This window comes from Mycobacterium colombiense, assembly GCF_003284935.1.
Taxonomy (GTDB): Bacteria; Actinomycetota; Actinomycetes; order Mycobacteriales; family Mycobacteriaceae; genus Mycobacterium; species Mycobacterium arosiense_A.
Genome location: NZ_QMEV01000003.1, coordinates 40,376 through 62,413, shown reverse-complemented (window position 1 = coordinate 62,413; position 22,038 = coordinate 40,376). Strand labels below are relative to the sequence as shown.

Sequence of the window (22,038 nt, the reverse complement as noted above, 5' to 3'; positions counted from 1 at the left end):
GCCACGCGCGGTGTACAGGTTGGCGCCTCAGGTGTCGTTCAACGACACCGCGGCGCGAATGAGCGCCGTCAACGCCTTTCGTCGATCTTGTCGCCCTCGTGGAAATCGATTGCGCGTCTGGTGTTGCCGTCGAGGCTGGAATTGAACAGCCCCGCGGGATCTGGCAGCGACGCGTACCTCAACCGATGACGTGCGCCCGGCACACCCGACGAGACCCCGTATCCAGCGGCGGCGCCGTCCGCCAGTAATCTGCGGTCGATCACTATGACCGACACACACCCCTTCGACGAAGCCCTCCAGTTCGACCGGATCGGCACCGACCTCAGGCGCGGGCGCACGCACCCGGAGTGGGCCAACATGGTCGGACCGTTCGGCGGGATCACGGCCGCCGCCATGCTGCGCGCCGTCGAAACCCACCCGGACCGCATCGGGGAACCGCTGGCCCTGACCGTCAATTACGCCGCGCCCATCGCGGACGGCGACTTCGACCTCACGCTGCGGGCTGCGCGGACCAACCGCACCAATCAGCACTGGATCGTCGAACTGAGCCAGGACGGCGTGGTCAAGACGACGGCCACCGCCCTCTTCGCGCTCCGCCGCGACAGCTGGGCCGACACCGAGAGCCACCCGCCGAGCGCGCCGCCGCCCGAGCAATTGCCCTCCCTCGATCCGGGCCTCGTCCGCTGGACCCGCCTCTACGACATGCGCTACGTCGAAGGCGCGATGCCCGGCAAAGACGGCGACCCCGACCCCTCGTCGACCTCCACGCTGTGGGTGCGCGACCGCGCGGGACGCCCGGTCGACTACCCGGCGCTCGCCGCGCTGTGCGACATCTTCTACCCGCGGGTGTTCTTGCGCCGCGGCCGTTTCATCCCGTCCGGGACCATCTCGCTGACCACGTATTTCCACGCCGACCAGCCTCAACTCGACGCCGTCGAGGGCGACTTCGTGCTGGCCACCGCCCACGCCAACCGTTTCTCGCGCGGTTATTTCGACCAAAGCGCGCAACTGTGGACCCGGCAGGGCGGGCTGCTGGCGACCACCCATCAGATCGTCTACTTCAAGGGCTGACGGGTTTACACTTCGCCAGTGAAACGTCACGCGTGGGCGCTTGCGGAAGGGATCGAGTGGCAATGACGGAACGAGCCGAGGGCCTGGTCGTCGAGACGCTGCCGGCGATCGAGTCGATCAAGCAGCTCAAGGCGCGCTACTGCCGCTACCTGGACACCAAGGACTGGGCGGCGTGGCGCACGATTTTCGCCGATGACTTCGTCAGCGATACCTCCGAAGCCGGGGGCAAGGTGATCGCCGGCGCCGACGAGTTCGTGGCGTTCACCCGGCGGGCCCTCGGCCGCCCGACACAGCCCACGGCGCACCAGGTGCACACACCCGAAATCGAGCTCACTTCGGCGACGACCGCGCGTGGCATCTGGGCGCTGCAAGACGTCGTCCGATTCGGCCCCGGGGTAACCTTGGTCGGCTACGGCCACTACCACGAAACCTATGAGAACATCGCCGGCCAGTGGCTTATCAAGAGCTCCAAGCTAACTCGACTCCGCGAGGACATCGTGACGCCGTTCTTCTCGATCTTCGTCTCTCCCCGGCTCCGCACGGCGATCGGCAACATCGCCGGACGGGTGATGGATCGGTGACGCGCCCATGACAGTTGACACCGTTCTGGTCACCGGCGCCTTCGGGCAAGTCGGTAAGCGTTGTACGCAGATCCTGCTGGAACGCGGCAGAACCGTCGTCGCGATGGATCTGCGTAACGACAACACGGTCGCCATCGAAAAAGAAATCGCGGCCGGCGCGCACCCGGGGACGTTGATTCCTGCGTACACCGACCTACTGGACGCCGAGGCGGTCCACGCTCTCATCGCCGCCCATGAGCCCGGGGCCGTCGTCCACCTGGCCGCCATCGTGTCCCCACCGTCCTACCGCAATCCCGAACTGGCGCGGCGGGTCAATGTCGTTGGCACCGAGAACCTCTTGGCCGCCTGCGCCGCGCTCCCCCGCCCGCCGCTGTTCCTCATGGCGTCCAGCGCCGCGGTGTACGGCTCGCGCAACCCCTACCGTCAGCCCGAGCGGATCACCCCGGACACACCCGTGAACCCGATCGACCAGTACGGGCAGGACAAAGTTCTCGCCGAGGCGGCGATCCGTGGCAGTGGCCTGCCCTACGCGCTCTATCGACTCGCCGGCGTCATCTCGCCCGACACGCAGGCGGCCATAAACGGCGACTACCTCACCCTGATGCGTTCGATGCCCAGCGACAACCGAATTCATGCGGTGGACGCGCGTGACGTGGCGCTGGCGTTCGCCAACGGCGTCGACCGCAAGGACACCATTTCCGGCAAGGCCCTGCTCATCGGCGGCAACGAAACGTACGTGCTGCTACAGCACGGCCTGCAGGACGACCTGATGAGCGCGGCCGGCCTGGGACCGCTCGGCCCCTCGGCCGGCCTGCCCGGTGACCCGGCCGACGACCGCGGCTGGAGTTTCACCGGCTGGTATGACACCACCGAGGCACAAGCGCTGCTGGACTTCCAGGAGCACGACTGGAGCCAGACGCTGGACTGGCTGGCCGAATCGCAGGGCCCCCTGCGGGTCGTGCTGCGGCTGCTCGGCCCTGCGCTACGCCCGGTGCTGCGGGCCGTTTTGATTCTGCAGCGCCGGCTGGAGGGACGCGGTCCGTACGCCGACCCGTGGTCGCTGATCGAAAAGACCTACGGCGCAGCGGCATTGGCCAGCGTCGACTAGTGTCGGCCCCTACCGATCGATCCACGCCATTTGCGCCTCGGCGTGATGGCCGCCCTCGGGCGGGGTGAGCCGATCGAGTCTGGCCAGTTGATCGGCGGTCAGCTCGATCGCGTCGGCCCCGACGTTTTCTTCCAGGCGGGTCACGCGTTTGGTGCCCGGAATGGGCACGATGTCAGGGCCTTTCGCCAGCAACCAGGCCAACGCGACCTGAGCCGGCGTGGCGCCGACGTCCGCGCTGATATCGCGCACCTCGTCGGCGCACCGTAGGTTGTGCTCGAAGTTGTCGTCGAAGAACCGCGGGTTCGTCTTGCGGTAGTCGCCCTCGGGCAGCTCCCGGGTGGAACGGATCGCGCCGGTGAGAAAGCCGCGGCCCAGCGGCGAGTAGGCGACGAACCCGATGCCCAACTCGCGCAACACCGGCAGGATCTCGTCTTCTTGATCGCGCGTCCACAGTGAGTACTCCGACTGCACCGCCGTAATCGGGTGCACCGCGTGCGCGCGACGAATGGTGTCGACCCCGACTTCCGACAGGCCGATGTGCCGGATCTTCCCCGCGGCGACCAGCTCGGCCAGCGCGCCGACGGTCTCTTCGATCGGTGTCTGGCGGTCGGGGCGGTGCTGGTAGTACAGGTCGATGTGATCGGTCGCCAACCGCTGCAGCGAACCATCCACGGCGATACGGATATTGGCGGGGCTGCTGTCCAGGCCTTGGCGGCCGGTGTGCGAGATCAGACCGAATTTGGTTGCCAGGACAACCTGGTCGCGCCGGCCCTGCAGCGCGCGGGCCAGCAGTTCCTCGTTGACATACGGGCCGTAGACCTCGGCCGTGTCGATCAGGGTGACGCCCAGGTCGGTGGCGCGATGGACGGTGCGGATGGATTCGGCGTCGTCGAATCCGCCGACCGCGTAGGCCACCGACATGCCCATCGCCCCGAGCCCAAGACGTCCGACCTGCAGCTCACCGAGCCGTGCCTGTTTCATGGCCTATCTCCTGATCGGTCGGGGACGGTAGCGTGGCGCTGTGCACCGCGTCGAGCTTCCCCCGATCTGATGGGCCACGCAAACACCTCACGGCCGGCGCGCAACCTGGCGGTCGACTACTTCCGGGTATCGGGCGTGGTGCTCATCGTGCTGGGACACTGGCTGGCCGGATCCGTGACCTACCGCGACGGGCAGTTCGGCCGGCAGAACCCGCTCGTCGACCTGCCCTGGACCCAATGGCTGACCTGGCCCTTCCAGGCCGTTCCGGCGTTCTTCCTGGTTGCCGGCTACGCCGGCGCCGTGTCCTGGACGCACCGGCACGACGACGAGGGCCTGTCGCGTCGAACCTGGATCCAGCACCGGGTGGCCCGCGTGCTCGGGCCAACCGCGGCCTACGTGGCGCTGGTGTCGGTGGTGGTGGTTGTCCTGGGCGCCTGCGGTGTGGCCGGCTCGGTGCTCGAATACGCCGGTTGGGCGGTGGCAATGCACCTGTGGTTCCTGGCCGTCTATCTGGTGGTCGTGTCGCTGACGCCGATTGCGATTGCCGCACAACGCCGTTGGGGATTGTTGGTACCGGGTGCTCTCGCGCTGGCCGTCGCGGCGGTGGATGTCGCGCGAATCGCCGGCCACGTGCCCTACCTCAACTGGGTGAACTATCTGCTGGGCTGGGGCACCCTGTATCAACTTGGGATCGCTTGGCACGGTGGGTCGTTGGCCGGCCGCAGGCCGTGGCTGCTGGCCGGTGTCTCGTCGGTGGCCTTGGCGCTGCTGGTGTGGCTGAAGGTGTATCCGATCAGCATGATCGGTGTTCCCGGACAGACCATCGACAACACGACACCCCCGACGGTGGCGCTGCTGGCGTTCGGGTGCGCCCAAACCGGACTTGCGATGGGATTGACGCCGGGCCTCAACCGTGCGCTGCGCGCCGTGCGGGTCGAGCGCGCCCTGTCCATCGCCAACAACAACATCATGGCCCTGTACTTGTGGCACATGATCCCCGTCGTCATCGTGGCGGTCGTCGGTTACCCGGCCGGCCTTTTGCCCCAGCCACCCGAAGGCAGCGCGGACTGGTGGCTGGCCCGCCTGGAATGGGTGGTCGTCCTGAGTGTCGTGACGGCGGTCGAGATTGTGCTCTTGTTCTGGGCGCGAAGGCTTTTCGCTGCCCCGTTGCCCCTCCTCGGTGTGCCACTCACCGAGCGCTGGGTGGAACCGGTGATGCTGGCCGGCGCCGCGATGGCGGCCTACGCCCTATCCCTGATTGCCGCCGAGGGCTTCGCCCCCGACGGGCGCTTTCCGTGGCTGACCGCGGTGATCTTCGCCGCCGGCGCGCTGCTGGCGGCGCTTCGCCCCGCGGCGCGGGTGGCGGCTGTCGGGCGATCGGATCGGCCACGGTCCGGCACGATCGGGTGAATCGCCTTATGCCGCGGGCGGGCGCGCGACGATGATCGGGATCCGGACCGAATGCAGGACCGCGTTGCTGACCGAACCCAACAGCAGCCTGCTCAGGCCGCCCCGGCCGTGGCTGCCGACGACCACGAGCTGCGCGGTTTCCGACTTGTCGATGAGGTGGCGCGCCGCCCGGTCCTGAGCGATGAACCGATGGACGGTGACGTCGGGATAGCGTTCCTGCCACCCCGCCAGGCTCTCGGCGAGGCTGCGTTGCGCTTCGCCTTCGACCGCCGGCCAATCGATTTCGAAGACTTCGACGACGGCGGCGTCACTCCAGGCGTGGATAGCGACCAGATCCACACCGCGACGCGACGCTTCGTCGAAGGCGATTTCGGTCGCGAGCTCGGACGCCGGAGAGCCATCCGTGCCCAGGAGGACGGGGGCATGCCGCCGGTCCGGCGATTCTTCGTCCCGTACGACCGCGACCGGGCAATTGGCGTGCCGCACCACGGTCGAGCTCACCGACCCGAGCAGACCGCGGGCCAACAACCCGTGGCCGGAGCTGCCCACGACGACCATCTCGGCCGTGTCTGCCATCTTCAGCAAGGCCGATACCGGCGCCGAGTACACCAGCTTCTTGCCGATGGACACCTTGCGGTCCCCCGGCATCGCCTCTTCGGCGACCTTCGTCGCATGCATGATCGCCTTCTTGCCTTCGTCTTCCAGGCTCGTCACCAGCGACTCGGGATACGGAACCGGCGGAAACGTCGCGGTAGGCGTCGACACCGCGTGCACGACGGTCAGCGGAATGTTTCTCATCGCCGCTTCCCGGGCGGCCCAGCCCGCGGCGGCACTAGACGCCGGCGAACCGTCGACGGCAACGACGATACCGAGTTCTTTGGCGGATGTGGACATTACGTTCTCCCTCCATCGTGAACCACGCTATCCGAGGAGGCCGTCCCGATCGTGAGGCTTTAGTCCTCAACCGTCGGGCCAGAGGTCCCGCCGATCACGAGATATGCTCAGCTGAACAGGCTTTGGCCGATGTAGTGGCCTTCAGCGGGCGCGGCCGGCACCGCGAAGATTGCTGATCCGATATGGCGGATGTATTCGTTGAGCAGGTCGTGGGCGCCCAGGCGGTTCTGCAGCCGAATAAAATCTTGCGGATCATTTTGATACGAGACGAAAAGCAGACCGGCGTTGAGTTGGCCGTTGGCGTCCAGGCCGTCGGTGTAGTTGTAGGACCGTCGGCGGATCATGATGCCGTCATTGTTTTCCCGGGCGGCGAGGCCGACGTGAGACATCGGATCGATGAGCGGGTTGCCGTCGGGGCCCTTGGCGGCGAAGTCCGGCGTGTCGAATTCACGCTTGCCGCTCAGCGGAGCCCCTTCCTCTTTGGTGCGCCCGAAGATTCGCTGCTGATTGCCGATCCGGTCGACATCCCAGGTCTCCATCAACATCCGGATCTTGCGGACGACCTGGTAGGTCCCCCCGTTCATCCAGGGCTGGTCGCTGTCGGTCACCCAGACGAACTTGTTGTATTCGGCGCTGGTGGCGATGTTGCGGGTTCCGTCCTTGAATCCCAACAGGTTTCGCGGTGTGTGCTGGCCCGGTCCGGCGGAGGCTCGACCGAACCCGAGCACCGCCCAGAACGGTGAGACGATGTTGCGGCCGAGCCGGGCCAGGTTGCGGACCGCGTGATAGCAGACCTGGGGATCGTCGGCGCACGCCTGCACGGAAAGGTCGCCGCCATGCAGGCGTGGATCCAGGTTGTCCCCGTTCAGCGGCGGCAGGTCGGTGAACACGGCGGGTCGCCGGGCGGCAAGTCCGAACCGATCGCCGAACAGCGACGGGCCCAGCCCGATGGTGACGGTGAGGCTGGCCGGGCTCAGCCCGTAGGCCTCGCCGGTGTCGGCGGGAGGCTGCACCTCGACCTGGGGCTGCACCGTCCCGACCGGCTTACCCTGCTGCAGGATCGCGGCGGCGGCCGACCAGCGCGCCAAGAGGGTCTGCAGCTCCCTCCGGCCCGCGCCGTCGGTCAGCGAGAACGACATGAACATGGCGTAACGCTGTGGGGGCGTATCGATTCCGCCCTGGTGCGGCTGGCCGTAGAACGGGTAGCTGTGCCGCAGGTCGACGGTGTCATCGTCGTCACCACGTTGTGCCGCCGCCATGGCGTGACCGGCGAAGCCGCCACCGACGGCACCGAGGGCGGCACCGCCGAGCCCGGCCAGCATGGCGCCGCCGAGCGCGCGCCGGCGCGACACCGCGGCGGAGTCCGCCTGCGCCCCAGCGTCGTTCGGGCCGCCGTCGGAAGGTGAGGTGATGTCGTCGGTCACGATCAGCCGGCCGTCACGACTTTTTGGGCGACGGTGGACAGGCTCTGGTGCAGCGGCTGGATCACCGCGGTCAGCTTCGGCGCGTCGGTGGCCTTCAGCGCGGGGGTGTAGGTTTTGTAGCCGCCGAGTGCGGCCGGGTCGCGATACCCGTCCAGGGTGGTCAGCACGCTGTGGAACTGCTGATCGATCTGGCGGACCAGGTTGGCATCGATCTTTTCCAGGCCCGGCCGCAGTGAGGCGTACGCCTGCTGCGCTCCTTCCACGTTGCCCGAAAAGTCCACCAGGTCAATGTGACTGAACGCCTCCTCCTCGCCGGTGATCTTGGTGTTCTGAATCTCTTCGATCAGATCGCTGGCGCCGTTGGCCAGATCCTCGGGCTTGTACTGCAGGGTCGCGACGATGCCGTTCAATTTGCCGACGTTGCCCACCAATTCGGTGCTGAACGCCTTCGTCCCCGCGGTGATCGCCCCGCCCTGCCACAGATCGCGCTCGATGGCGTGAAAGCCCTTCCAGCCGACCTTCGCGTCCACGGGTGTCGACTCACGCATGTCGATCAGATAGTCCAGGCTGCCGGCGTTGTCGCCGACCGCATAGCCCGGCAGCACGAAGCCCTCGACGGTGGACTCCGAACGCTCCCAGAACAACCGGGCCTTGGCGTAGGCCGCCTTCGCGCCCTCGACGTTGCCCGACTGCACGGCGGCATCGAGTGCCTTCACGCCGTCGTTGAGCTGACCGATCTGGTTGATGATGTAGGCGGCGTAGTCCTTGGTCCCCTGGCTGAGGATGCTGGCCACGGTGCCGGTAGGTGTCGCGGGCGCATTACCGGTCACCGTCAGGGTCTGGTATTCGGTGCTGGCACCCGGGCAATAGAGCTGGTAGGCACCGCCGTCCAGCGAAACCGTGAACGACACCGGGTCCAGGCCCGGCGCGAGGTTCTCCTTCTCGCCGACGATCCGCTGATCCCTGAGCAATTCGACCTCGTTGATGCCGGGCGCGTTGGTGTTGGCGACCGTGAAGGTCACCGGCCCGGCGGGCACGCTGGTGGTGTCCAGGGCGCAGCCGTCCTTGCCGCCGTCGTTGGCCATGGTGACCTTGACCGCATTGGTACCGCCCGGTTTCGGCTGCTGAGCATGGTTGGCGGTGTCACCCGAGTGTCCGCATGCGGTCGCGGACAACGCCGTCGCCGCGACAAGAACCGTTGTGGTCAGCAAGAATTCACGAGACCGGCACGCTGCCAGGGCGATGCGACTCCCCATCTATGAATTTCCTCTCGTCGGTTTGCCTGCGGTGCACGCGCACCGAGGCTATCGCTGACAGCGCGCACGCCAATGCAAAACCCGCTATTACCAACGGCAGCCAGACATTCCAGAGCTGCCGCTCCCCGCGCTCGCGGTCGCTCGCGGCGATCTCGGCCGCGGTCGAGTGGTCCTCGGCACTCGAGGTGGACCAGTCGGTCGCCAACCCGCCGAGACTGACGGTCTTGGCCCCCGTCAAGCCGCCGCCGGTCAAGATCGCGGTCCGGTTGCTCGTGGCTTGCGCGCTCACCACGGAATCACCCCGCGCGAGCACGGTGTACGCGGTGGTCGTCGACCATTGACCCTGAAACGGGCCCGGCGTGCGGCCCACCGCGAGACCGACCGGCAACCGGCCGCCTGTCATGCTCAGCAACTGATCCAGCGAGACTTCGGGCGCACCATCGGCCCCGGCAGCTTCGGAAGCCTGCCATACCTGCACGGGCAAGCCGTCCACCGTTCGGTCATCCGCCGGGACAAGCACGATGCTGTGGACGGCCGAACTGCCCTGGGGGGCGATGGTCAGCTCGCGCCCGTGTGGCCCGGTCGCCATCGACACCACGACAGTGTGGCCCGAGCGGTCGGTGGCGGTGCGGGCCCGCAGGCTCGGCGACGGGTTGGCCGGCGTCATGATCGCCAGCCCCGCGCCGAGGATGATCAGCACCACCGACGTCGCCGCCAGCAGCCGGCCGCGCGCTCGCGGCGCGGCGACGAGCCGGGCGGGCCACAGGAAGATGGCGAGTACCGGCACGGCGTACAGCAGCCAGCCCAGCACCTCGATGAGGCGAGGGTCGGCGGGGATGCCGAACACGCCGGTCGTCACCGCGCCCAGCACCGAATTGGGGGGTATCCAGCCAGACAGATCCAGCACCTGTTGCTGGCCGATGGTCACCCAGCCCGCCTCGTGCGCGGTGCGCAGCGCGCCCAGCACCAGGCCGGCGGCGATCAGCACCAGGAACACGCCGGTGACCCGGAAGAACCGGCCGAGATTGATTCGCAGCCCGCCGTAGTACAGGCCCACGCCGAGCCCGACCGACGTCGCGATGCCTACCGCGCCGCCCAGCACGGCGAACCACCGGTTGCCGTGCGACGTCTGGGCGGCCGCCAGCAAGAACACCGACGTCTCGAAGCCCTCCTTGAGGACGGCGAGGAAAGCCATGGCCGCCAGCGCGAACGCACCGCCGCGGTTGACCGCCTGACGGGCCTCCCGCTCGAGTTCCCCCTTGAGCTGGGCGGCGTTGCCGTTCATCCAGATGATCATCGACGTCACGAACACCACCGCGATGGCGTTGATGACGGTCTCCATCATCTCTTGCTGGGCCTGCGGCAGACTGGCGGCGAACAGGTCCAGGCCCACGCCCACGCCGACGCTGAGCAGCACGGCCAAGCCGACGCCGACAAACATCGGACGGACCGTTTGGCCGTTCCGCTTGAGAAACGCACCGACGATGCTCACGATGAGCGACGCCTCTAGGCCCTCACGGAGACCGATGAGAAAGGTGCCGATGAATACGCCGAATACGCCCTGCATACGCCTAGTTTCTGTCCCGCCGATCGAGACCTTCGGCTTAGCGTAGCCTAACCAAGCGAGGGCTATTCGCCCTGGTCCGCCGGGTCAGGAGGCCGGCGCGGTCACGAAGTCGATGAGTTCCTCGACCCGACTGATCAGCGCCGGTTCCAGATCGTTCCAGTCGCGCACGCGTGAGCGGATGTGGCGCCAGGCCCTGGCGATGTCGGCCTGATCGCCGTGCGGCAGGCCCAGGGCCTGGCATACGCCGTGCTTCCACTCCACCTGCCGCGGCACCTGCGGCCAGGCGCGCAGGCCCAGCCGCTGCGGCTTGACGGCCTGCCAGATGTCGACGTAGGGATGGCCGACGACCAGTGTGTCGGTGCCGCCCGGGCCGCGCCGCACCGCCTCGGCGATCCGCGCCTCCTTGGAACGCGCGACGAGGTGGTCGACGAGCACACCGAGCCGACGCCCGGGGCCGGGCGCGAACTCGGCGACAATGTCCACCAGATCGTCGACGCCGCCGAGTTGCTCGACGACGACACCTTCGATCCGCAGGTCCTCACCCCACACCTGGGCGATGAGCTCGGCGTCGTGGCGGCCCTCGACGTAAATTCGGCTGGCCCGGGCGACGCGGGCGCGAACACCCGATACCGCGACCGAACCGGATGCTGTCCTGTTCGCGGCGGTCGGCGCGGGCCGGCGCGGCGCGGTGAGGATGACGGGACGCCCCTCTAGCAAATAGCCTGGGCCCAAAGGAAATCCGCGCACATGACCGCGCCGGTCTTCCAGATCCACCCGACCGTATTCGACGCGCACCACCGCGCCGACGTATCCGGTTTGGGCGTCCTCGACCACCAGGCCCGGTTCGGCAGGATGCTCCGTCGAGCGGGGCTTGCGTCGACCCCCGGCCAGCACATCGGTTCCATAGCGATCCACCACGCCGGCCATCCTAGAAAGCCTTGCGGCCAAACGCCGTTACGGCGCGCCATGGCCGGCGAATCGTCAGCGAAATCACTGCCCGGATGCCGCGGTGCCGTCCGTAAAAAATGCGTTTAACTGTGTGGCGTTACTCAGCTGATGGCATCGCTGATGGTACGTTGCTAGCCATGGCAAGCACTGCCGCGTATGCGCAACTTGCGGCGGTTAGCGAGGTGGACGTATGGACCTGTCGCACTGGGTGACAAGCATTGTGGCTTTCGTGCGCGCCGGCTACCCGTCCGGCATGCCCGTCACCGGGTACGTGCCGCTGGTGGCGTTGACGCGCCGACGGCTCTGTGACGACGACATCACCGCCATCGCAAGGGATCTCATCGCGCGTCGGCTCTGGCCGATCAGTTCCATCGATATCGGCGTCGAGGTCACCCGGATCACCAACCAGCTGCCCTCCCCCGACGACGTCTCGCGTGTGCAGCGTCGCGTTCATGCGCTGCGCTGCTCGCGCGGTTAAGCGGCGCCGAACGATTTTGCCGTCACGGTGATTTGCGCACCGGGGCGCCACAGGCCTTCAGATAATCGGCGTAGTTCCAGGTCTGCAAAAACTGTTGACCCGCTTGCAATCCTCGCTCGTAGAGGGCTTCGCGTTGCGCGGCGGTGATGTTGAAGTCGATCGGGCTGACCTCGTCGGCCGGCACGAAGATGGTGCGCCGGACGGTGCACGGGTCATCGATGTAGGCGTTGTCCTGATTGCTCACCAGGGTCTCTATCGCCGCAAGCCCCAACGACACCGGCCCATGGACCGGATGGGTGGGCGGGATGCCGGGACGCGCGGACAATCGAATCCCGAAGGTGGGCCAACGCGGTTGCGCATCGGGCCGGTCGAACAGCTCGACCGGAAAGTCCGACAACAACCCGCCGTCCACCCACGTCGCGCCGCCGACCCGAACGGGCTCGAACACATACGGAATGGCCGACGACGCGTGCACCGCGCGTGCGACCGGGAAGTCGTCGGGGTCGATGCCATAGGAACCGAGATCCCAGGGAATCCGGACCAGCCGGCGCCGCGACAGGTCGCTGGCCGTCACGACGAGCGACCACGCGAACTGTGTGGGCTCTTCGCCCGTGCGCAGATCGCCGAAGGTCTTCACGCCCAGATCGCGGAGCAGCCCCGCGAGCAACTGCTCGAGATACGCCCCGCGATAGACACCGTCTGACGTCAGCAACGACAATGCCCCGCCGATCAGCGGTATCCGCCCGATCCAGTTGCGGTCAAGGAACTTTCGATAGTCGATCGCGCGCATGATGTCGGCGAGCCGGCTCAACGGCTCACCGGCCACCTGCAGGGCGGCGACCAGCGAGGCGACGATCGCACCCGCGCTGCTTCCCGCGACACGCGGAAATCGGTAGCCGGCCTGGGCGAGCGCATTCACCGCCCCGACCAGGCCGATCCCACGGACGCCACCGCCCTCGCACACCAAGTCGGCACGGTCCGTGCTCACCGCAACCCCCTGTCCGGATCGATCAACAAATTCGGCTGCCCTCCACGCCGAAGAAGTGCAGGTGTCCGGGCACCGGGTGCAGGCGCACCCGGCTGCCCTTCTGCGGGGGGTTTCGCCCGTCGGCCCGCGCGACGATGGGCGCATCGATCACCTTGGCGGAGACGGTGATTCGCCCATACAGGTAGGCGTCCGCCCCCAGCTCCTCCACCACGTCCACCTCCATCTCGACACCGAGGCCACCCAGCTCGAAATGTTCGGGGCGTACCCCCACCACGACCTCACCCGCGGCGCCGGCAACTTCACGGGGCAAGGCGATGGGCCAATCACCCAGCGACACAGCGGAATCCACGACGGGAAGGGTGAACAGGTTCATCGCCGGGGATCCGATGAAGCCCGCCACGAAGACATTGTCCGGGTTTCGGTAGAGCTCGCGGGGCGGTGCGAACTGTTGCAGCACGCCGTCGCGCAGGACGGCGACGCGGTCGCCCATCGTCATCGCCTCGACCTGGTCGTGGGTGACGTAGACGGTGGTGGTACCCAGCCGCCGTTGCAGTGCGGCGATCTGATTGCGCGTCTGGACCCGCAGTTTGGCGTCGAGGTTCGACAGCGGCTCGTCCATCAGGAACACGTGCGGCCGGCGCACGATCGCACGCCCCATCGCGACTCGTTGGCGTTGTCCGCCGGACAGGTCTTTCGGCTTGCGATCGAGATAGGGTTGCAGGTCAAGCAATTTCGCCGCGTCCAGCACCCGCTCCCGGATCTGGGCCTTCGGCGTCTTGGCGATCTTCATGGCGAATCCCATGTTCTGGGCCACCGTCATGTGCGGGTAGAGCGCGTAGTTCTGAAAGACCATCGCGACGTCGCGATCCTTGGGATCGAGGTGGGTGACGTCGCGCTCGCCGATCCGGATGTGCCCGGAGTCCACGGCTTCCAGCCCGGCCACCATCCGCAGCGAGGTCGTCTTGCCGCACCCGGACGGTCCCACCAAAACGACGAACTCGCCGTCGGCGACGTCGAGGTCCAGGTTGTCCAGGGCGGGGCGATCCGCTCCGGGGTAGCGGCGGGTCGCCCGCTCGAAAGTCACCGAAGCCACGGCTAGCCGCCCATACCCGTGACCGCGATCCCGCGGACGAACGAGCGTTGCGCGATCGCGTAGATGATGACCAGGGGCAGCATGATGAGCATCGAGGTTGCCATCAGAACCGGCCACCGGGCAACATACTCGCCCTTCATCCGGACCAGGCCCAGGGTCAGGGTGGCCAGGCTGTTGCGCTGAATCATCAGCAACGGCCACAAGAAATCGTTCCAGACGTTGACCCAGGTGAGTACCGCCAGCACCATCACGGCCGGCCTGGCATGCGGCAACAGGATTCGCCAATAGACCTGCCACGGGGAACAACCGTCGAGTATCGCGGCCTCCTCGAGATCGGTGGGCAGGGTGCGGAAGAACTGCCGCATCAGGTACGTGCCGAATGCGCTGCCGAAGAAACCCGGCACGATCATCGCCCAGGGGGTGTCGACCCAGCCCAGGGTCCGCATCACCAGGAATTGCGGGATCACCGTGACCGTCAGGGGCACCATCAATGTGCCGAGGTAGACGACGAACAGCGCGTCGCGGCCACGGAAATCCAGCCGCGCGAAGGCGTATCCGGCCAGCGAGCAAAAGAACACATGCCCCGCCGTGACACAGCCCGCGTACAACACGGTGTTGAAAAACATTCGCCCGAACGGCATCAACGCGAACACCTCGGTGTAGTTGGACCACCGCGGGTGCGCCGGCAACAGCGTGGGTTCGCTGACCTCGCCCTCGGTTTTCAGCGAACCCGACACGGCCCATGCGATCGGGAACAGCGCGCACCAGGCGACGGCGAGCAAGGCGCCATACACCATGGCACCGCGCACCGCGGTGCGCTTGATGACACCCTCACTTAAGCCCACGCGAATTCTCCAAAGATCGTCGATGGCTGACTCGCAACTGCACGACGGTCAGCACCAGCAAGACCGCGAACATCACCCACGCCAGCGCGGAGGCATATCCGAATTCGAGGAACGAGAACGCGTGCTGGAACAGCATGATGCCCAGGACGTAGGTCGCCGACTCCGGCCCGCCGCTGGGGCCGGTGAGCACGTACACCATGTCGAATGCCTGGAAGGCGTGGATGACCGAGATGATGACGACAAACGAGATCGACCCTCGGATCAACGGAACGGTGATGGAGACGAATTGCCTTATCTCGCTGGCCCCGTCGATCTTGGCCGCCTCGTAGACCGTCCCCGGGACGCCTTGCATCGCGGCCAGCAGGACGACGGCCGCGAAGGGCACACTGCGCCAGACGCTGACGATGCACAGCGAGGCCATGGCCCAGCGCGGCTCGACCAGCCACGGGACCGGCCCGAGTCCGACCCAGCCGAGCATGATGTTGAGCAAGCCGTTGTCGGTGTTGAACACGAACTGCCATACCACCGCCATCACGACCGATGAGATCGCCAGTGGCAGAAAGACAATCGTCCGGAAGACGCCGATGCCCCTGACCTTCTGGTTCAGCACCCCGGCGACGGCCAGGCTGATCAGCACCGTCGGCACGACCGTTCCGACGGTGAAGATAACCGTGTTGCGGATCGCGATCAAGAAGAGCGGATCCGAGGTGAACAAGTCGCCGAAGTTCTTCAGCCCCACGAATTTCGGCGGGGTGAACACGTCCCAGCGCTGGACGCTCATATACAGCGAGAAACCGAGCGGGAAGAGCATGAACACCGCGACCGCCACCATGTTGGGTGCGACGAACAACCGACCCGCCCATGCGTGTCGGCGCCACGGGCTCGGGTTCTGCGGGGTCTTCGACGCCGCCCTGCCCGCCGCTGCGGTTGCGCCGGTCGCCTCCATCGCGGTCACGGGCTGCGCAGCACTTCGTCGACGGAACGGTTCAACCCGCTCAATGACGTCGCCGCTTCGCGGCCGCGCAGGACGGGACCAAAGTTACGGTCCATCAAGGCATTGACCTTCTCCCACGCCGGCGTGATGGGCAGACCCTGTGAAAACGCCGGACCCTCGGTGAGAATACTGAGATTGCCCAGCCGCCGATGGGCCTTGGCGAATCCTTTTGATCGCAGCGCCGAGCGCAGCACGGGAACGAACAGGCAGGATTCACCGATCAGCGCCTGGCCGACGGGGCCGGTCGCGAACTTCACGAACTCCCACGCCTGTTCCTTGCGCGGGCTGCTCGCCGAGATGGCCAATCCGGTGGCGCCGATATCGGAGCACGCGGCATGCCCCTTTCCCAGCGCCGGGCCGACCGGCAACGGGGCGACGTCGAAATCCAGGTCCTCGGCACGGATATAGGTCTGGTAGCGCCAGTGGCCGCCGAGCGCGATCGCCGCCCGGCCCACCGCAAACAGGTTGGGCGTCGACATGGACTGCGTCTCGGATGCGTTGGGCGCGACCCGGTACGTGTTGGCCAGATCGGCGTAGAACTGCACCGCTTCCTGGAACGCCGCGTTGTCGAAGTTGAAGTGGGTGGGGTTCAGCCGCGGGTTGGACCAGGCGACGCCGTTGTTCATCGCGAACAGGCCGGCCGAGTAGTAGGAACCCCAGGTGTTGACGAAGCCGTACTGCGCCGCGCGCCCGGCCGCGTCACGCTTGGTCAACGCGCGTGCGGTGTCCAGGAATTCGGTGAAATCCCACGGCTGCTCCCACGTCTTGGGGGGCGCCGGCACGCCGGCTTCGGCGAAGAGCCGTTTGTTGTAGAACAGGTAGTTGCCCGACCACTGTTCGGGAAGTGCGTACTGCTTCCCGTTGAAGGTGAAGGTTTCGTACAGCGCCGGAATGCTGTCCGCCCGGAGCTGGTCGGCAAACGATCTGTCGCGCGCCAGCAGCGTGTTCATGTCCAGCAGCACACCGCGGTCGGCGAGTTCGGCGTAGGACAGTTCCCAGGTCATCAGCACGTCGGGGCATTTTCCGCCAACACAGAACGTCGAAAGTTGTTGCATGACACCGGGCCCGGATTGCACGGGACGAACCTTGATATCGGGGTGCCGGCGCGCGAACTCGTCGACGACGCGCATCCTCGCGTCACGCTCGTCCGGGTTGGCCGCGAAGAAGAAAGTGAGCGCGTCGTCCTCCGGAGCGCACCCGGCCGACCACGGAGCCAGCGCCGCAGCGGAAAGCGCGCCAGCGCCCCGCAACAGGTCACGCCGCCCGAACGGCTTATCGAGCATGGCTCTCCCGGTCCTGCCCCGCGGCCGCATTTCCGGCCGACTGTGTCTGACGTCCTTGGTACCCGATGAGCTTGTGATCTTCCTGGGTCCGCCACCGGGGCAGCGTCAGCGCGGCCCGGCGGATTCGCTCGGCATTGCCGGTGATGTCGATCGTGTGGATGCGATCGTCGGCGCCGATGCCGATCACCAGCAGGACCTGAGCGCGCCCGCGGGCCGCGAGCACGATGCCCGGCGTCCCGTCGATGAGCATGACAGCGCCTGCACGCGCCCGCACAGCGAACCGCCGAGTCTCCCTGGCGACCTCCTCGGCGCCGCGCACTGTGGTTGGCACGTCGGCCGGGACCAGCGCCCGATCGACCGTGCGCACCACGTCTGGTGCCAGCAGCTCGAGCAGGCCGGCGATGTCACCGCCGCGTGAGGCCGCCAGAAACGCCTCGACCACCTTGAGGTGCTCGGCCGTGCGGCGAGGCCGGGCGGCCGGGTCGGCGTGCAGTCGCCCGCGGGCCCTGCTGGCCAGCTTCTTCGCGGCGTCCGGCGAGCGGTTCATGACCGCGGCGATCCGCTCGAACGGCATGGCGAAGACGTCGTGCAGCACGAACGCCACGCGCTGCGCCGGGGACAGCCGGTCGAGCACCACGAGCAGCGCGCTGCTCACCGACTCCGCCAGCAGCGCGTCCTCGTCGGCCGGCGCCGACGCCACCCGGACCAGCCGGTCCAATTCGTCGGCTTCGGCCAGCGGCTGCTCGGCGCGGCGCTTGCGCAGCCGAAGCTGGTCGAACGCCTCACGCGCGGTGATCGTCGTGAACCAGCCGGAGAGGTTGTCGACGCCGCTGAAGTCCGCGCGGCTGGCCTTCAGCCACGCCGACTGCACCGCGTCGTCGGCGTCGGGCACCGAACCCAGTAGCTGGAACGCGACCGACCTCAGGTGTCGTCGATCGGCGTCGAAACGCTGCGCCAGATCCGCCAAATCCTGTGTTGCGTTCATGGGTCACCTTTTCCGCGCGGAAGCCGTCAAGAAGTTGACCGCGTCCAACGGAGTTCCACCGGCGAAGGAGACAAACACCATGACCCTACCGATTGTGCGCCACGATGCACACTGCTCGCATTCGACCCGCCGCGGCGGAAATCACTGCGCGACAAGGGATTGATCCGGATGAACACCGCACTCGTCGCCACCACGCTGACCACCGCCGTCATTACCGCCGCGATCGCGGTCGCCGACTTCGTGCCGGCGCGATTCGTCCTGGCGAACTCTGCCCAGGTCGGGGTGCCGCGGTCGTGGTTGCCGGCGCTGGGCGCGCTGAAGCTGGCCGGGGCCGCCGGGATCGTGGTCGGACTGCTGGGCTTGCGCGAATTGGGCATCGCGGCCGCCGCGGGCCTGGTGCTGTTTTTCCTCGGTGCGGTGGCGACGCATGTGAGGGCACGCGTTGTGTACAACATCGCGTTTCCGGGCGCATACCTGTTCCTTTCCGGGGCATCGCTGGTGCTGATGGTGCTCCGGTGAGACACGGGCGTGACGGGATCAGGCGGGAAAGAATCTGATCCGGTTGATCGCGGCGCCGGGCCACGCCACATCGGCGAACACAATGGCGCGCCCGTGCCCCGAGTGGAGTGAGACCGCCACGGTGCGGCCGGCGCTGCTCGTCTTGGTGATGCCGGCGCCCTCCAGCTGCACGGCCAGCTCGGCCAGGTCGAGGGGGTCGCGATCACCCAAAGTTATTGCGGCATCTGAGGACAGCGCCCGCGCGGCGGAGGACTCGTCGTTGCGCCCGACGGCCTCCAGGAACGTCGTCACCAGCCGCTGGTGGCGCGCCCCCACCCGCCGGAATCCGGTCACGAAGCCGGCCGCCCCGCCCCATCCTTGGTTGCTCACCAGCGCGGCGGACAGGTTCAGCGCGGGCCGGAGGGCCCCCGGGCCGGTGCGCAGGAACTGCGCCATCATGGCCGGAAGCTCCCAATATGCCCGCAGATGGCCAATCTGCCACTCGCCGTTGGCTTCTCGGAGGTCATATCGCAGAAACGCCGGGATGAACATCGTCACGGCCGAGCCCATCGCCACCTCGAGCTCGAGATCACGCAGAACCGTCGTGCCGACCACGACGTCGAGATCGCGGTGGAACTTGATGTCACGCGGGCCGATGAAGGTGTCATAGAAGCGGCCGATTTGCTCGTGCCCCACGTGCGGCCGGGAGCCGACCGGGTCCTCGACACATCCGTCGCCGGTAAACAGTCCCACCCACCCGGCACGGTCGTGCGCGGCCGCCGCCTGCGGCGAGCGCTCCACGGCGGCCAGCAGATGCTGTCGATCCAGTGGCGCCACCATTACGGCCCCCCAACCAACTCGATGCCGGCGGACCGCATTTCCGCCAGCGCTTCGGCCGCCGAATCCACGTCCGCGGCCGCGGTCAGATCGACGAGCACCCTGGTGGTCAGCCCGGCCGCCGCGGCGTCCTCGGCGGTCCGCCGGACGCAGAAGTCGGTGGCGATGCCGACCACGTCGACCTCGTCGACCCCGCGCCGGCGCAGCCACTGCAGCAGCGTCGTCCCGTCGTCGTCGACGCCTTCGAAACCGCTGTACGCCGCGGCGTACGCACCCTTGCGAAAGACCGCGTCCAGGTGCCGGATGTCCAGGTCCGAGCGAAGATTCGCGCCGGCGCTTCCGGCGACGCAGTGCACCGGCCAGGAGGACGAATAATCCGGGTGGTCGGAGAAATGATCACCCGGGTCGACGTGAAAGTCCTGTGTCGCCACGACGTACCGGTAGCCCGGGTCACCGGACAGATGGGCGTTGATCGCGGGTGCCACGGCGGCGCCGTGGGCGGTGGGCACCGAGCCGCCCTCGCAAAAGTCGTTTTGCACGTCGACGATGATCAACGCTCGCACGCGCTCCACCCTATCGGTGTGCGCCACTACGCGACTCTAGCTGGGGTTATCGGGGTGGCGGTTTGCTCGACAAGCTGCCGGGTAATACACCGGCCATGGTGCTCAGGAGAATCGCGCGACCCCTGTTATCAGTGGCATTCATCGGGCAAGGAGTCAATTCACTGCTGAACCCCAAATCCGCGGCGGAGGCCGCGGCGCCGGCCGTGGACGGCCTGCAGGCCTTGCCGGATTCGGTGAGTAGCAGCATCCCCAGCGACCCCGAGACGGTCGCGCAGATCACCGCGGCCGTGCAAATCGGCGGCGGCCTGCTGCTTGCCACCGGCAAACTCCCCCGGATCGCATCGGCCGCCCTCGCGGTGACGGTGTTGCCGGCCAACCTTGGGACGCACTCGTTCTGGAACGAGAGCGACCCGGTAGCCAAGGCCCAGAAACGCCAGCAATTTCTCACCGACCTCAGCCTGCTGGGCGGCTTGTTGATCGCCTCCGCCGACACCGCCGGCAAGCCCTCGCTCGGGTGGCGTGGTCGCCGAGCGGCGGAACGGCTCTCCGAGCGGGTGTCGTCGGCGTGGCCCGGGTCGGACGATTCGGCCTTCGATGCCGATTTTTCCGAGTTGGGTGAGCGCATCGCGCACGGCTTGCAGATCGGCGCGGAACGGGGCCGCGAACTGGCCAGCACGGCGGCCGAACGCGGTGCCCCCTATGCGGAAGCGGCGCTCGAGCGGGGCCGCGAATTGGCCAGCACGGCGGCCGAGCGCGGCGCGCCCTACGCCGAGGCCGCACTCGAACGCGGCCGGGAACTGGCCAGCACCGCGGCCGAGCGCAGTCGGCCGCTGGCCAAGAAGGCACGCAAGCGCGGCGAGGAATGGGCCGACGAGGCCGCCGACCGCGCGGCGTATCTGGCGGAGAAGGCGCGCAAGCGCAGCGAAGAACTCGCCGACGAGGCCGCCGACCGGGCCGCGCCCCTGGCCAAGAAGGCCCGCAAGCGCAGCGAGAAGCTGGCCAAGAAGGCGCGCAAGCGCAGCGAGAAACTGGCCAGCACGGCGCGGGCGCGCGGGGAGGAATTCGCCGAAACCGCGCGTCAGCGCGGCAGCGACCTGGCCGACACCGCCCGCGAGCGCGTGGGGGGTCAGGTCGAGACCGGGCGCCGCAAGCTCCCGTGGTAGTCAGGCAAGCCGCTGGCCGCGTAACGCCGCGACCTATTCGGGCCAGCGAGCCCGCAGGACGTCCGGCGTCCACGCGGGCCAGTCGGGTGCTCCGACCGTCAGGCCACCGCTGAGTCGCGCGACGATGCGCGGGCCGCGCAGGCGGCTGTTGTCGTAGACCGTCGCGAGATCGGACAAGGCGATCGCCTCGGCCACCGGGGCCCACAGCCGGCGATGGCGCTGACGGATCTTGGCTTCCGGCACGTCATGGCCGCCGGCTCGGACCCGGCGTCGAACGCGTTCGACCGCAAGCTCTTCCGGGATGAGTAGCACGTGCAGCACGACGGTGAAGCCCGCGCCGCGGGCCGCCTGAACTAGGTCGAGCTTGGAGGGGTGGGAGAAGACGGTCTCGGCGATGAAGGACCGGCCCAGCTCGATCAGCTTTCCGCGGGTGTCGGCGGCGATGCGCGCGGCGTCGTAGGAGTGCGACGCCGGATCCTGCGGCCAGCGCTGCCGTGCGATTTCGTCGGCATTGACCACCAGGCTGCCGGGCAGCAGCGGCGCCAGGGTCAGCGCGATGAACGTCGACTTACCGGCGCCGTTCGGCCCGACCACCAGGTCAAGTCGATCCATGGCACCGCCGAACCGCTGACCACCGCCGGGTCAGCGGGTGCCCCCGAGCACGACGGCGGCGCCGTCGGGGCGGTGCTCGACGATCTCGCCGTCGTCGTTGAGGGCGACGGTGGTGACCCCTTGCCCGGCGAGCGTGGCCCCATAGTTGGTGCGCGCCAGGCTTTCCTCGATGGCCGCGGAGATCTCGGCGTTGAACACCACGCCCTCCTCGACGGTGAGTTCGCCGGTCGCCAGCTGGCCGGTGAGCGCGGCTTCCACCCGCCGCCGCGAGGCGGTGTGCTGGCTGGATACGGCCCGCCCCACCCGTGCCCAGTGGTCGAGTTGCTGCTTGGCCGAGCGGCTCTGCCGGGCGCCCTCGGCCGCCGCGCTGTCCATCAGGTCGGAAGCGACGCGGGTGACGCGATCGACGGCCTCGGCCATGACTGCCTCCTCTGCAGCATTACGTTACAAGCTGTAGCA

22 protein-coding genes and 2 pseudogenes are annotated in these 22,038 nt (G+C 67.7%); 7 read left to right on the top strand and 17 right to left on the bottom strand.

Going from position 1 to position 22,038, the window contains the following annotated elements:
* Window positions 1-27 precede the first annotated feature (27 nt).
* Window positions 28-173 (bottom strand): annotated as a pseudogene (locus tag DQP57_RS27065) (DUF1801 domain-containing protein); the annotation flags it as partial.
* A gap of 91 nt (window positions 174-264) precedes the next feature.
* On the opposite strand from DQP57_RS27065, the gene DQP57_RS02280 reads away from it, so the two are divergent.
* The 3 genes from DQP57_RS02280 (at window position 265) to DQP57_RS02270 (ending at window position 2,760) form a co-directional block, all read left to right on the top strand.
* Window positions 265-1,071 (top strand): acyl-CoA thioesterase, encoded by an 807-nt coding sequence (locus DQP57_RS02280; RefSeq protein WP_112631330.1) that lies wholly within the window; start codon window positions 265-267, stop codon window positions 1,069-1,071.
* Window positions 1,072-1,133: 62 nt separating this feature from the next.
* Window positions 1,134-1,652 carry a nuclear transport factor 2 family protein gene (locus DQP57_RS02275; protein WP_112631328.1) on the top strand — a complete coding sequence of 173 codons (519 nt, stop codon included), beginning with the start codon at window positions 1,134-1,136 and terminating at the stop codon, window positions 1,650-1,652.
* A 7-nt stretch (window positions 1,653-1,659) separates the two neighbouring features.
* Complete coding sequence (locus DQP57_RS02270; RefSeq protein WP_112631326.1) at window positions 1,660-2,760, top strand: NAD-dependent epimerase/dehydratase family protein; 1,101 nt, start codon at window positions 1,660-1,662, stop codon at window positions 2,758-2,760.
* A 9-nt stretch (window positions 2,761-2,769) separates the two neighbouring features.
* Here the strand turns inward: DQP57_RS02270 and DQP57_RS02265 are convergent, their stop codons facing one another.
* Window positions 2,770-3,741: an aldo/keto reductase gene (locus DQP57_RS02265; protein WP_112631324.1), complete on the bottom strand. Its 972-nt coding sequence runs from the start codon at window positions 3,739-3,741 to the stop codon at window positions 2,770-2,772.
* A gap of 69 nt (window positions 3,742-3,810) precedes the next feature.
* On the opposite strand from DQP57_RS02265, the gene DQP57_RS02260 reads away from it, so the two are divergent.
* The gene (locus tag DQP57_RS02260) at window positions 3,811-5,151 is read left to right on the top strand and encodes an acyltransferase family protein (RefSeq protein WP_112631322.1); all 1,341 of its coding nucleotides are present in this window, start codon (window positions 3,811-3,813) and stop codon (window positions 5,149-5,151) included.
* Window positions 5,152-5,157: 6 nt separating this feature from the next.
* Here DQP57_RS02260 and DQP57_RS02255 read toward each other — a convergent pair whose 3' ends face one another.
* The 5 genes from DQP57_RS02255 to DQP57_RS02235 form a co-directional block, all read right to left on the bottom strand.
* On the bottom strand, window positions 5,158-6,045 hold the full coding sequence (locus DQP57_RS02255) for a universal stress protein (protein WP_112631320.1): 888 nt from the start codon (window positions 6,043-6,045) through the stop codon (window positions 5,158-5,160).
* Between the two features lie 107 nt (window positions 6,046-6,152).
* Window positions 6,153-7,469 carry an iron uptake transporter deferrochelatase/peroxidase subunit gene (efeB, locus tag DQP57_RS02250; RefSeq protein WP_112631318.1) on the bottom strand — a complete coding sequence of 439 codons (1,317 nt, stop codon included), beginning with the start codon at window positions 7,467-7,469 and terminating at the stop codon, window positions 6,153-6,155.
* A 2-nt stretch (window positions 7,470-7,471) separates the two neighbouring features.
* A complete protein-coding gene (gene efeO / locus DQP57_RS02245) occupies window positions 7,472-8,725 on the bottom strand; it encodes an iron uptake system protein EfeO (protein ID WP_289176294.1) in 1,254 nt (417 codons plus the stop codon).
* Window positions 8,685-10,292 carry an iron uptake transporter permease EfeU gene (gene efeU / locus DQP57_RS02240; protein WP_112631316.1) on the bottom strand — a complete coding sequence of 536 codons (1,608 nt, stop codon included), beginning with the start codon at window positions 10,290-10,292 and terminating at the stop codon, window positions 8,685-8,687. The genes efeO and efeU overlap by 41 nt, the downstream gene beginning before the upstream one ends.
* Window positions 10,293-10,376: 84 nt before the next feature.
* The gene (locus tag DQP57_RS02235) at window positions 10,377-11,210 is read right to left on the bottom strand and encodes a DUF3097 domain-containing protein (protein WP_112631542.1); all 834 of its coding nucleotides are present in this window, start codon (window positions 11,208-11,210) and stop codon (window positions 10,377-10,379) included.
* 220 nt (window positions 11,211-11,430) lie between these two features.
* Here DQP57_RS02235 and DQP57_RS02230 point away from each other — a divergent pair, with 220 nt between their 5' ends.
* Window positions 11,431-11,718, top strand: a complete 288-nt coding sequence (locus tag DQP57_RS02230; protein WP_112631314.1) for a DUF3349 domain-containing protein — start codon at window positions 11,431-11,433, stop codon at window positions 11,716-11,718.
* A gap of 22 nt (window positions 11,719-11,740) precedes the next feature.
* Here the strand turns inward: DQP57_RS02230 and DQP57_RS02225 are convergent, their stop codons facing one another.
* The 6 genes and pseudogenes from DQP57_RS02225 to DQP57_RS02200 form a co-directional block, all read right to left on the bottom strand.
* Complete coding sequence (locus DQP57_RS02225; protein WP_112631312.1) at window positions 11,741-12,706, bottom strand: patatin-like phospholipase family protein; 966 nt, start codon at window positions 12,704-12,706, stop codon at window positions 11,741-11,743.
* A 22-nt stretch (window positions 12,707-12,728) separates the two neighbouring features.
* Entirely contained in the window at window positions 12,729-13,799 is a 1,071-nt protein-coding gene (locus DQP57_RS02220) for an ABC transporter ATP-binding protein (protein WP_112631310.1), read from the bottom strand.
* Window positions 13,800-13,801: 2 nt separating this feature from the next.
* Window positions 13,802-14,596 (bottom strand): carbohydrate ABC transporter permease, encoded by a 795-nt coding sequence (locus DQP57_RS02215; protein WP_430917760.1) that lies wholly within the window; start codon window positions 14,594-14,596, stop codon window positions 13,802-13,804.
* A 34-nt stretch (window positions 14,597-14,630) separates the two neighbouring features.
* A pseudogene (locus tag DQP57_RS02210) lies at window positions 14,631-15,535 on the bottom strand (carbohydrate ABC transporter permease); the annotation flags it as partial.
* Window positions 15,536-15,595: 60 nt separating this feature from the next.
* Window positions 15,596-16,921, bottom strand: a complete 1,326-nt coding sequence (locus tag DQP57_RS02205; RefSeq protein ID WP_112631308.1) for an ABC transporter substrate-binding protein — start codon at window positions 16,919-16,921, stop codon at window positions 15,596-15,598.
* Window positions 16,911-17,906 carry a sigma-70 family RNA polymerase sigma factor gene (locus tag DQP57_RS02200; protein WP_112631306.1) on the bottom strand — a complete coding sequence of 332 codons (996 nt, stop codon included), beginning with the start codon at window positions 17,904-17,906 and terminating at the stop codon, window positions 16,911-16,913. The genes DQP57_RS02205 and DQP57_RS02200 overlap by 11 nt, the downstream gene beginning before the upstream one ends.
* Before the next feature lie 168 nt (window positions 17,907-18,074).
* Here DQP57_RS02200 and DQP57_RS02195 point away from each other — a divergent pair, with 168 nt between their 5' ends.
* Window positions 18,075-18,425 carry a DoxX family protein gene (locus tag DQP57_RS02195; RefSeq protein ID WP_112631304.1) on the top strand — a complete coding sequence of 117 codons (351 nt, stop codon included), beginning with the start codon at window positions 18,075-18,077 and terminating at the stop codon, window positions 18,423-18,425.
* Window positions 18,426-18,443: 18 nt separating this feature from the next.
* Here the strand turns inward: DQP57_RS02195 and DQP57_RS02190 are convergent, their stop codons facing one another.
* Together DQP57_RS02190 and pncA are read right to left on the bottom strand one after the other, a co-directional pair.
* The gene (locus DQP57_RS02190) at window positions 18,444-19,244 is read right to left on the bottom strand and encodes a ketosteroid isomerase family protein (RefSeq protein ID WP_112631302.1); all 801 of its coding nucleotides are present in this window, start codon (window positions 19,242-19,244) and stop codon (window positions 18,444-18,446) included.
* Complete coding sequence (gene pncA / locus DQP57_RS02185; RefSeq protein ID WP_112631539.1) at window positions 19,244-19,804, bottom strand: pyrazinamidase PncA; 561 nt, start codon at window positions 19,802-19,804, stop codon at window positions 19,244-19,246. The genes DQP57_RS02190 and pncA overlap by 1 nt, the downstream gene beginning before the upstream one ends.
* Before the next feature lie 95 nt (window positions 19,805-19,899).
* Here pncA and DQP57_RS02180 point away from each other — a divergent pair, with 95 nt between their 5' ends.
* Complete coding sequence (locus DQP57_RS02180; protein WP_112631300.1) at window positions 19,900-20,967, top strand: DoxX family protein; 1,068 nt, start codon at window positions 19,900-19,902, stop codon at window positions 20,965-20,967.
* Between the two features lie 33 nt (window positions 20,968-21,000).
* Here the strand turns inward: DQP57_RS02180 and DQP57_RS02175 are convergent, their stop codons facing one another.
* Window positions 21,001-21,579, bottom strand: coding sequence for an AAA family ATPase (locus DQP57_RS02175; protein WP_112631298.1), 579 nt, complete (start codon window positions 21,577-21,579; stop codon window positions 21,001-21,003).
* A gap of 30 nt (window positions 21,580-21,609) precedes the next feature.
* Window positions 21,610-21,999: a TA system antitoxin ParD family protein gene (locus tag DQP57_RS02170; protein WP_112631296.1), complete on the bottom strand. Its 390-nt coding sequence runs from the start codon at window positions 21,997-21,999 to the stop codon at window positions 21,610-21,612.
* Window positions 22,000-22,038 lie beyond the last annotated feature (39 nt).

Excerpts from the sequence above, each read along its gene's own strand:
- DQP57_RS02175 (WP_112631298.1), bottom strand. The coding sequence starts at position 21,579 with ATGGATCGACTTGACCTGGTGGTCGGGCCGAACGGCGCCGGTAAGTCG.
- DQP57_RS02280 (WP_112631330.1), top strand. The coding sequence starts at position 265 with ATGACCGACACACACCCCTTCGACGAAGCCCTCCAGTTCGACCGGATC.
- DQP57_RS02200 (WP_112631306.1), bottom strand. The coding sequence starts at position 17,906 with ATGAACGCAACACAGGATTTGGCGGATCTGGCGCAGCGTTTCGACGCC.
- DQP57_RS02265 (WP_112631324.1), bottom strand. The coding sequence starts at position 3,741 with ATGAAACAGGCACGGCTCGGTGAGCTGCAGGTCGGACGTCTTGGGCTC.
- efeO (WP_289176294.1), bottom strand. The coding sequence starts at position 8,725 with ATGGGGAGTCGCATCGCCCTGGCAGCGTGCCGGTCTCGTGAATTCTTG.
- DQP57_RS02275 (WP_112631328.1), top strand. The coding sequence starts at position 1,134 with ATGACGGAACGAGCCGAGGGCCTGGTCGTCGAGACGCTGCCGGCGATC.
- DQP57_RS02255 (WP_112631320.1), bottom strand. The coding sequence starts at position 6,045 with ATGTCCACATCCGCCAAAGAACTCGGTATCGTCGTTGCCGTCGACGGT.
- DQP57_RS02195 (WP_112631304.1), top strand. The coding sequence starts at position 18,075 with ATGAACACCGCACTCGTCGCCACCACGCTGACCACCGCCGTCATTACC.
- DQP57_RS02180 (WP_112631300.1), top strand. The coding sequence starts at position 19,900 with ATGGTGCTCAGGAGAATCGCGCGACCCCTGTTATCAGTGGCATTCATC.
- DQP57_RS02230 (WP_112631314.1), top strand. The coding sequence starts at position 11,431 with ATGGACCTGTCGCACTGGGTGACAAGCATTGTGGCTTTCGTGCGCGCC.
- DQP57_RS02205 (WP_112631308.1), bottom strand. The coding sequence starts at position 16,921 with ATGCTCGATAAGCCGTTCGGGCGGCGTGACCTGTTGCGGGGCGCTGGC.
- DQP57_RS02215 (WP_430917760.1), bottom strand. The coding sequence starts at position 14,596 with ATGGTGTATGGCGCCTTGCTCGCCGTCGCCTGGTGCGCGCTGTTCCCG.
- DQP57_RS02190 (WP_112631302.1), bottom strand. The coding sequence starts at position 19,244 with ATGGTGGCGCCACTGGATCGACAGCATCTGCTGGCCGCCGTGGAGCGC.
- DQP57_RS02260 (WP_112631322.1), top strand. The coding sequence starts at position 3,811 with ATGGGCCACGCAAACACCTCACGGCCGGCGCGCAACCTGGCGGTCGAC.
- DQP57_RS02270 (WP_112631326.1), top strand. The coding sequence starts at position 1,660 with ATGACAGTTGACACCGTTCTGGTCACCGGCGCCTTCGGGCAAGTCGGT.
- efeU (WP_112631316.1), bottom strand. The coding sequence starts at position 10,292 with ATGCAGGGCGTATTCGGCGTATTCATCGGCACCTTTCTCATCGGTCTC.
- DQP57_RS02170 (WP_112631296.1), bottom strand. The coding sequence starts at position 21,999 with ATGGCCGAGGCCGTCGATCGCGTCACCCGCGTCGCTTCCGACCTGATG.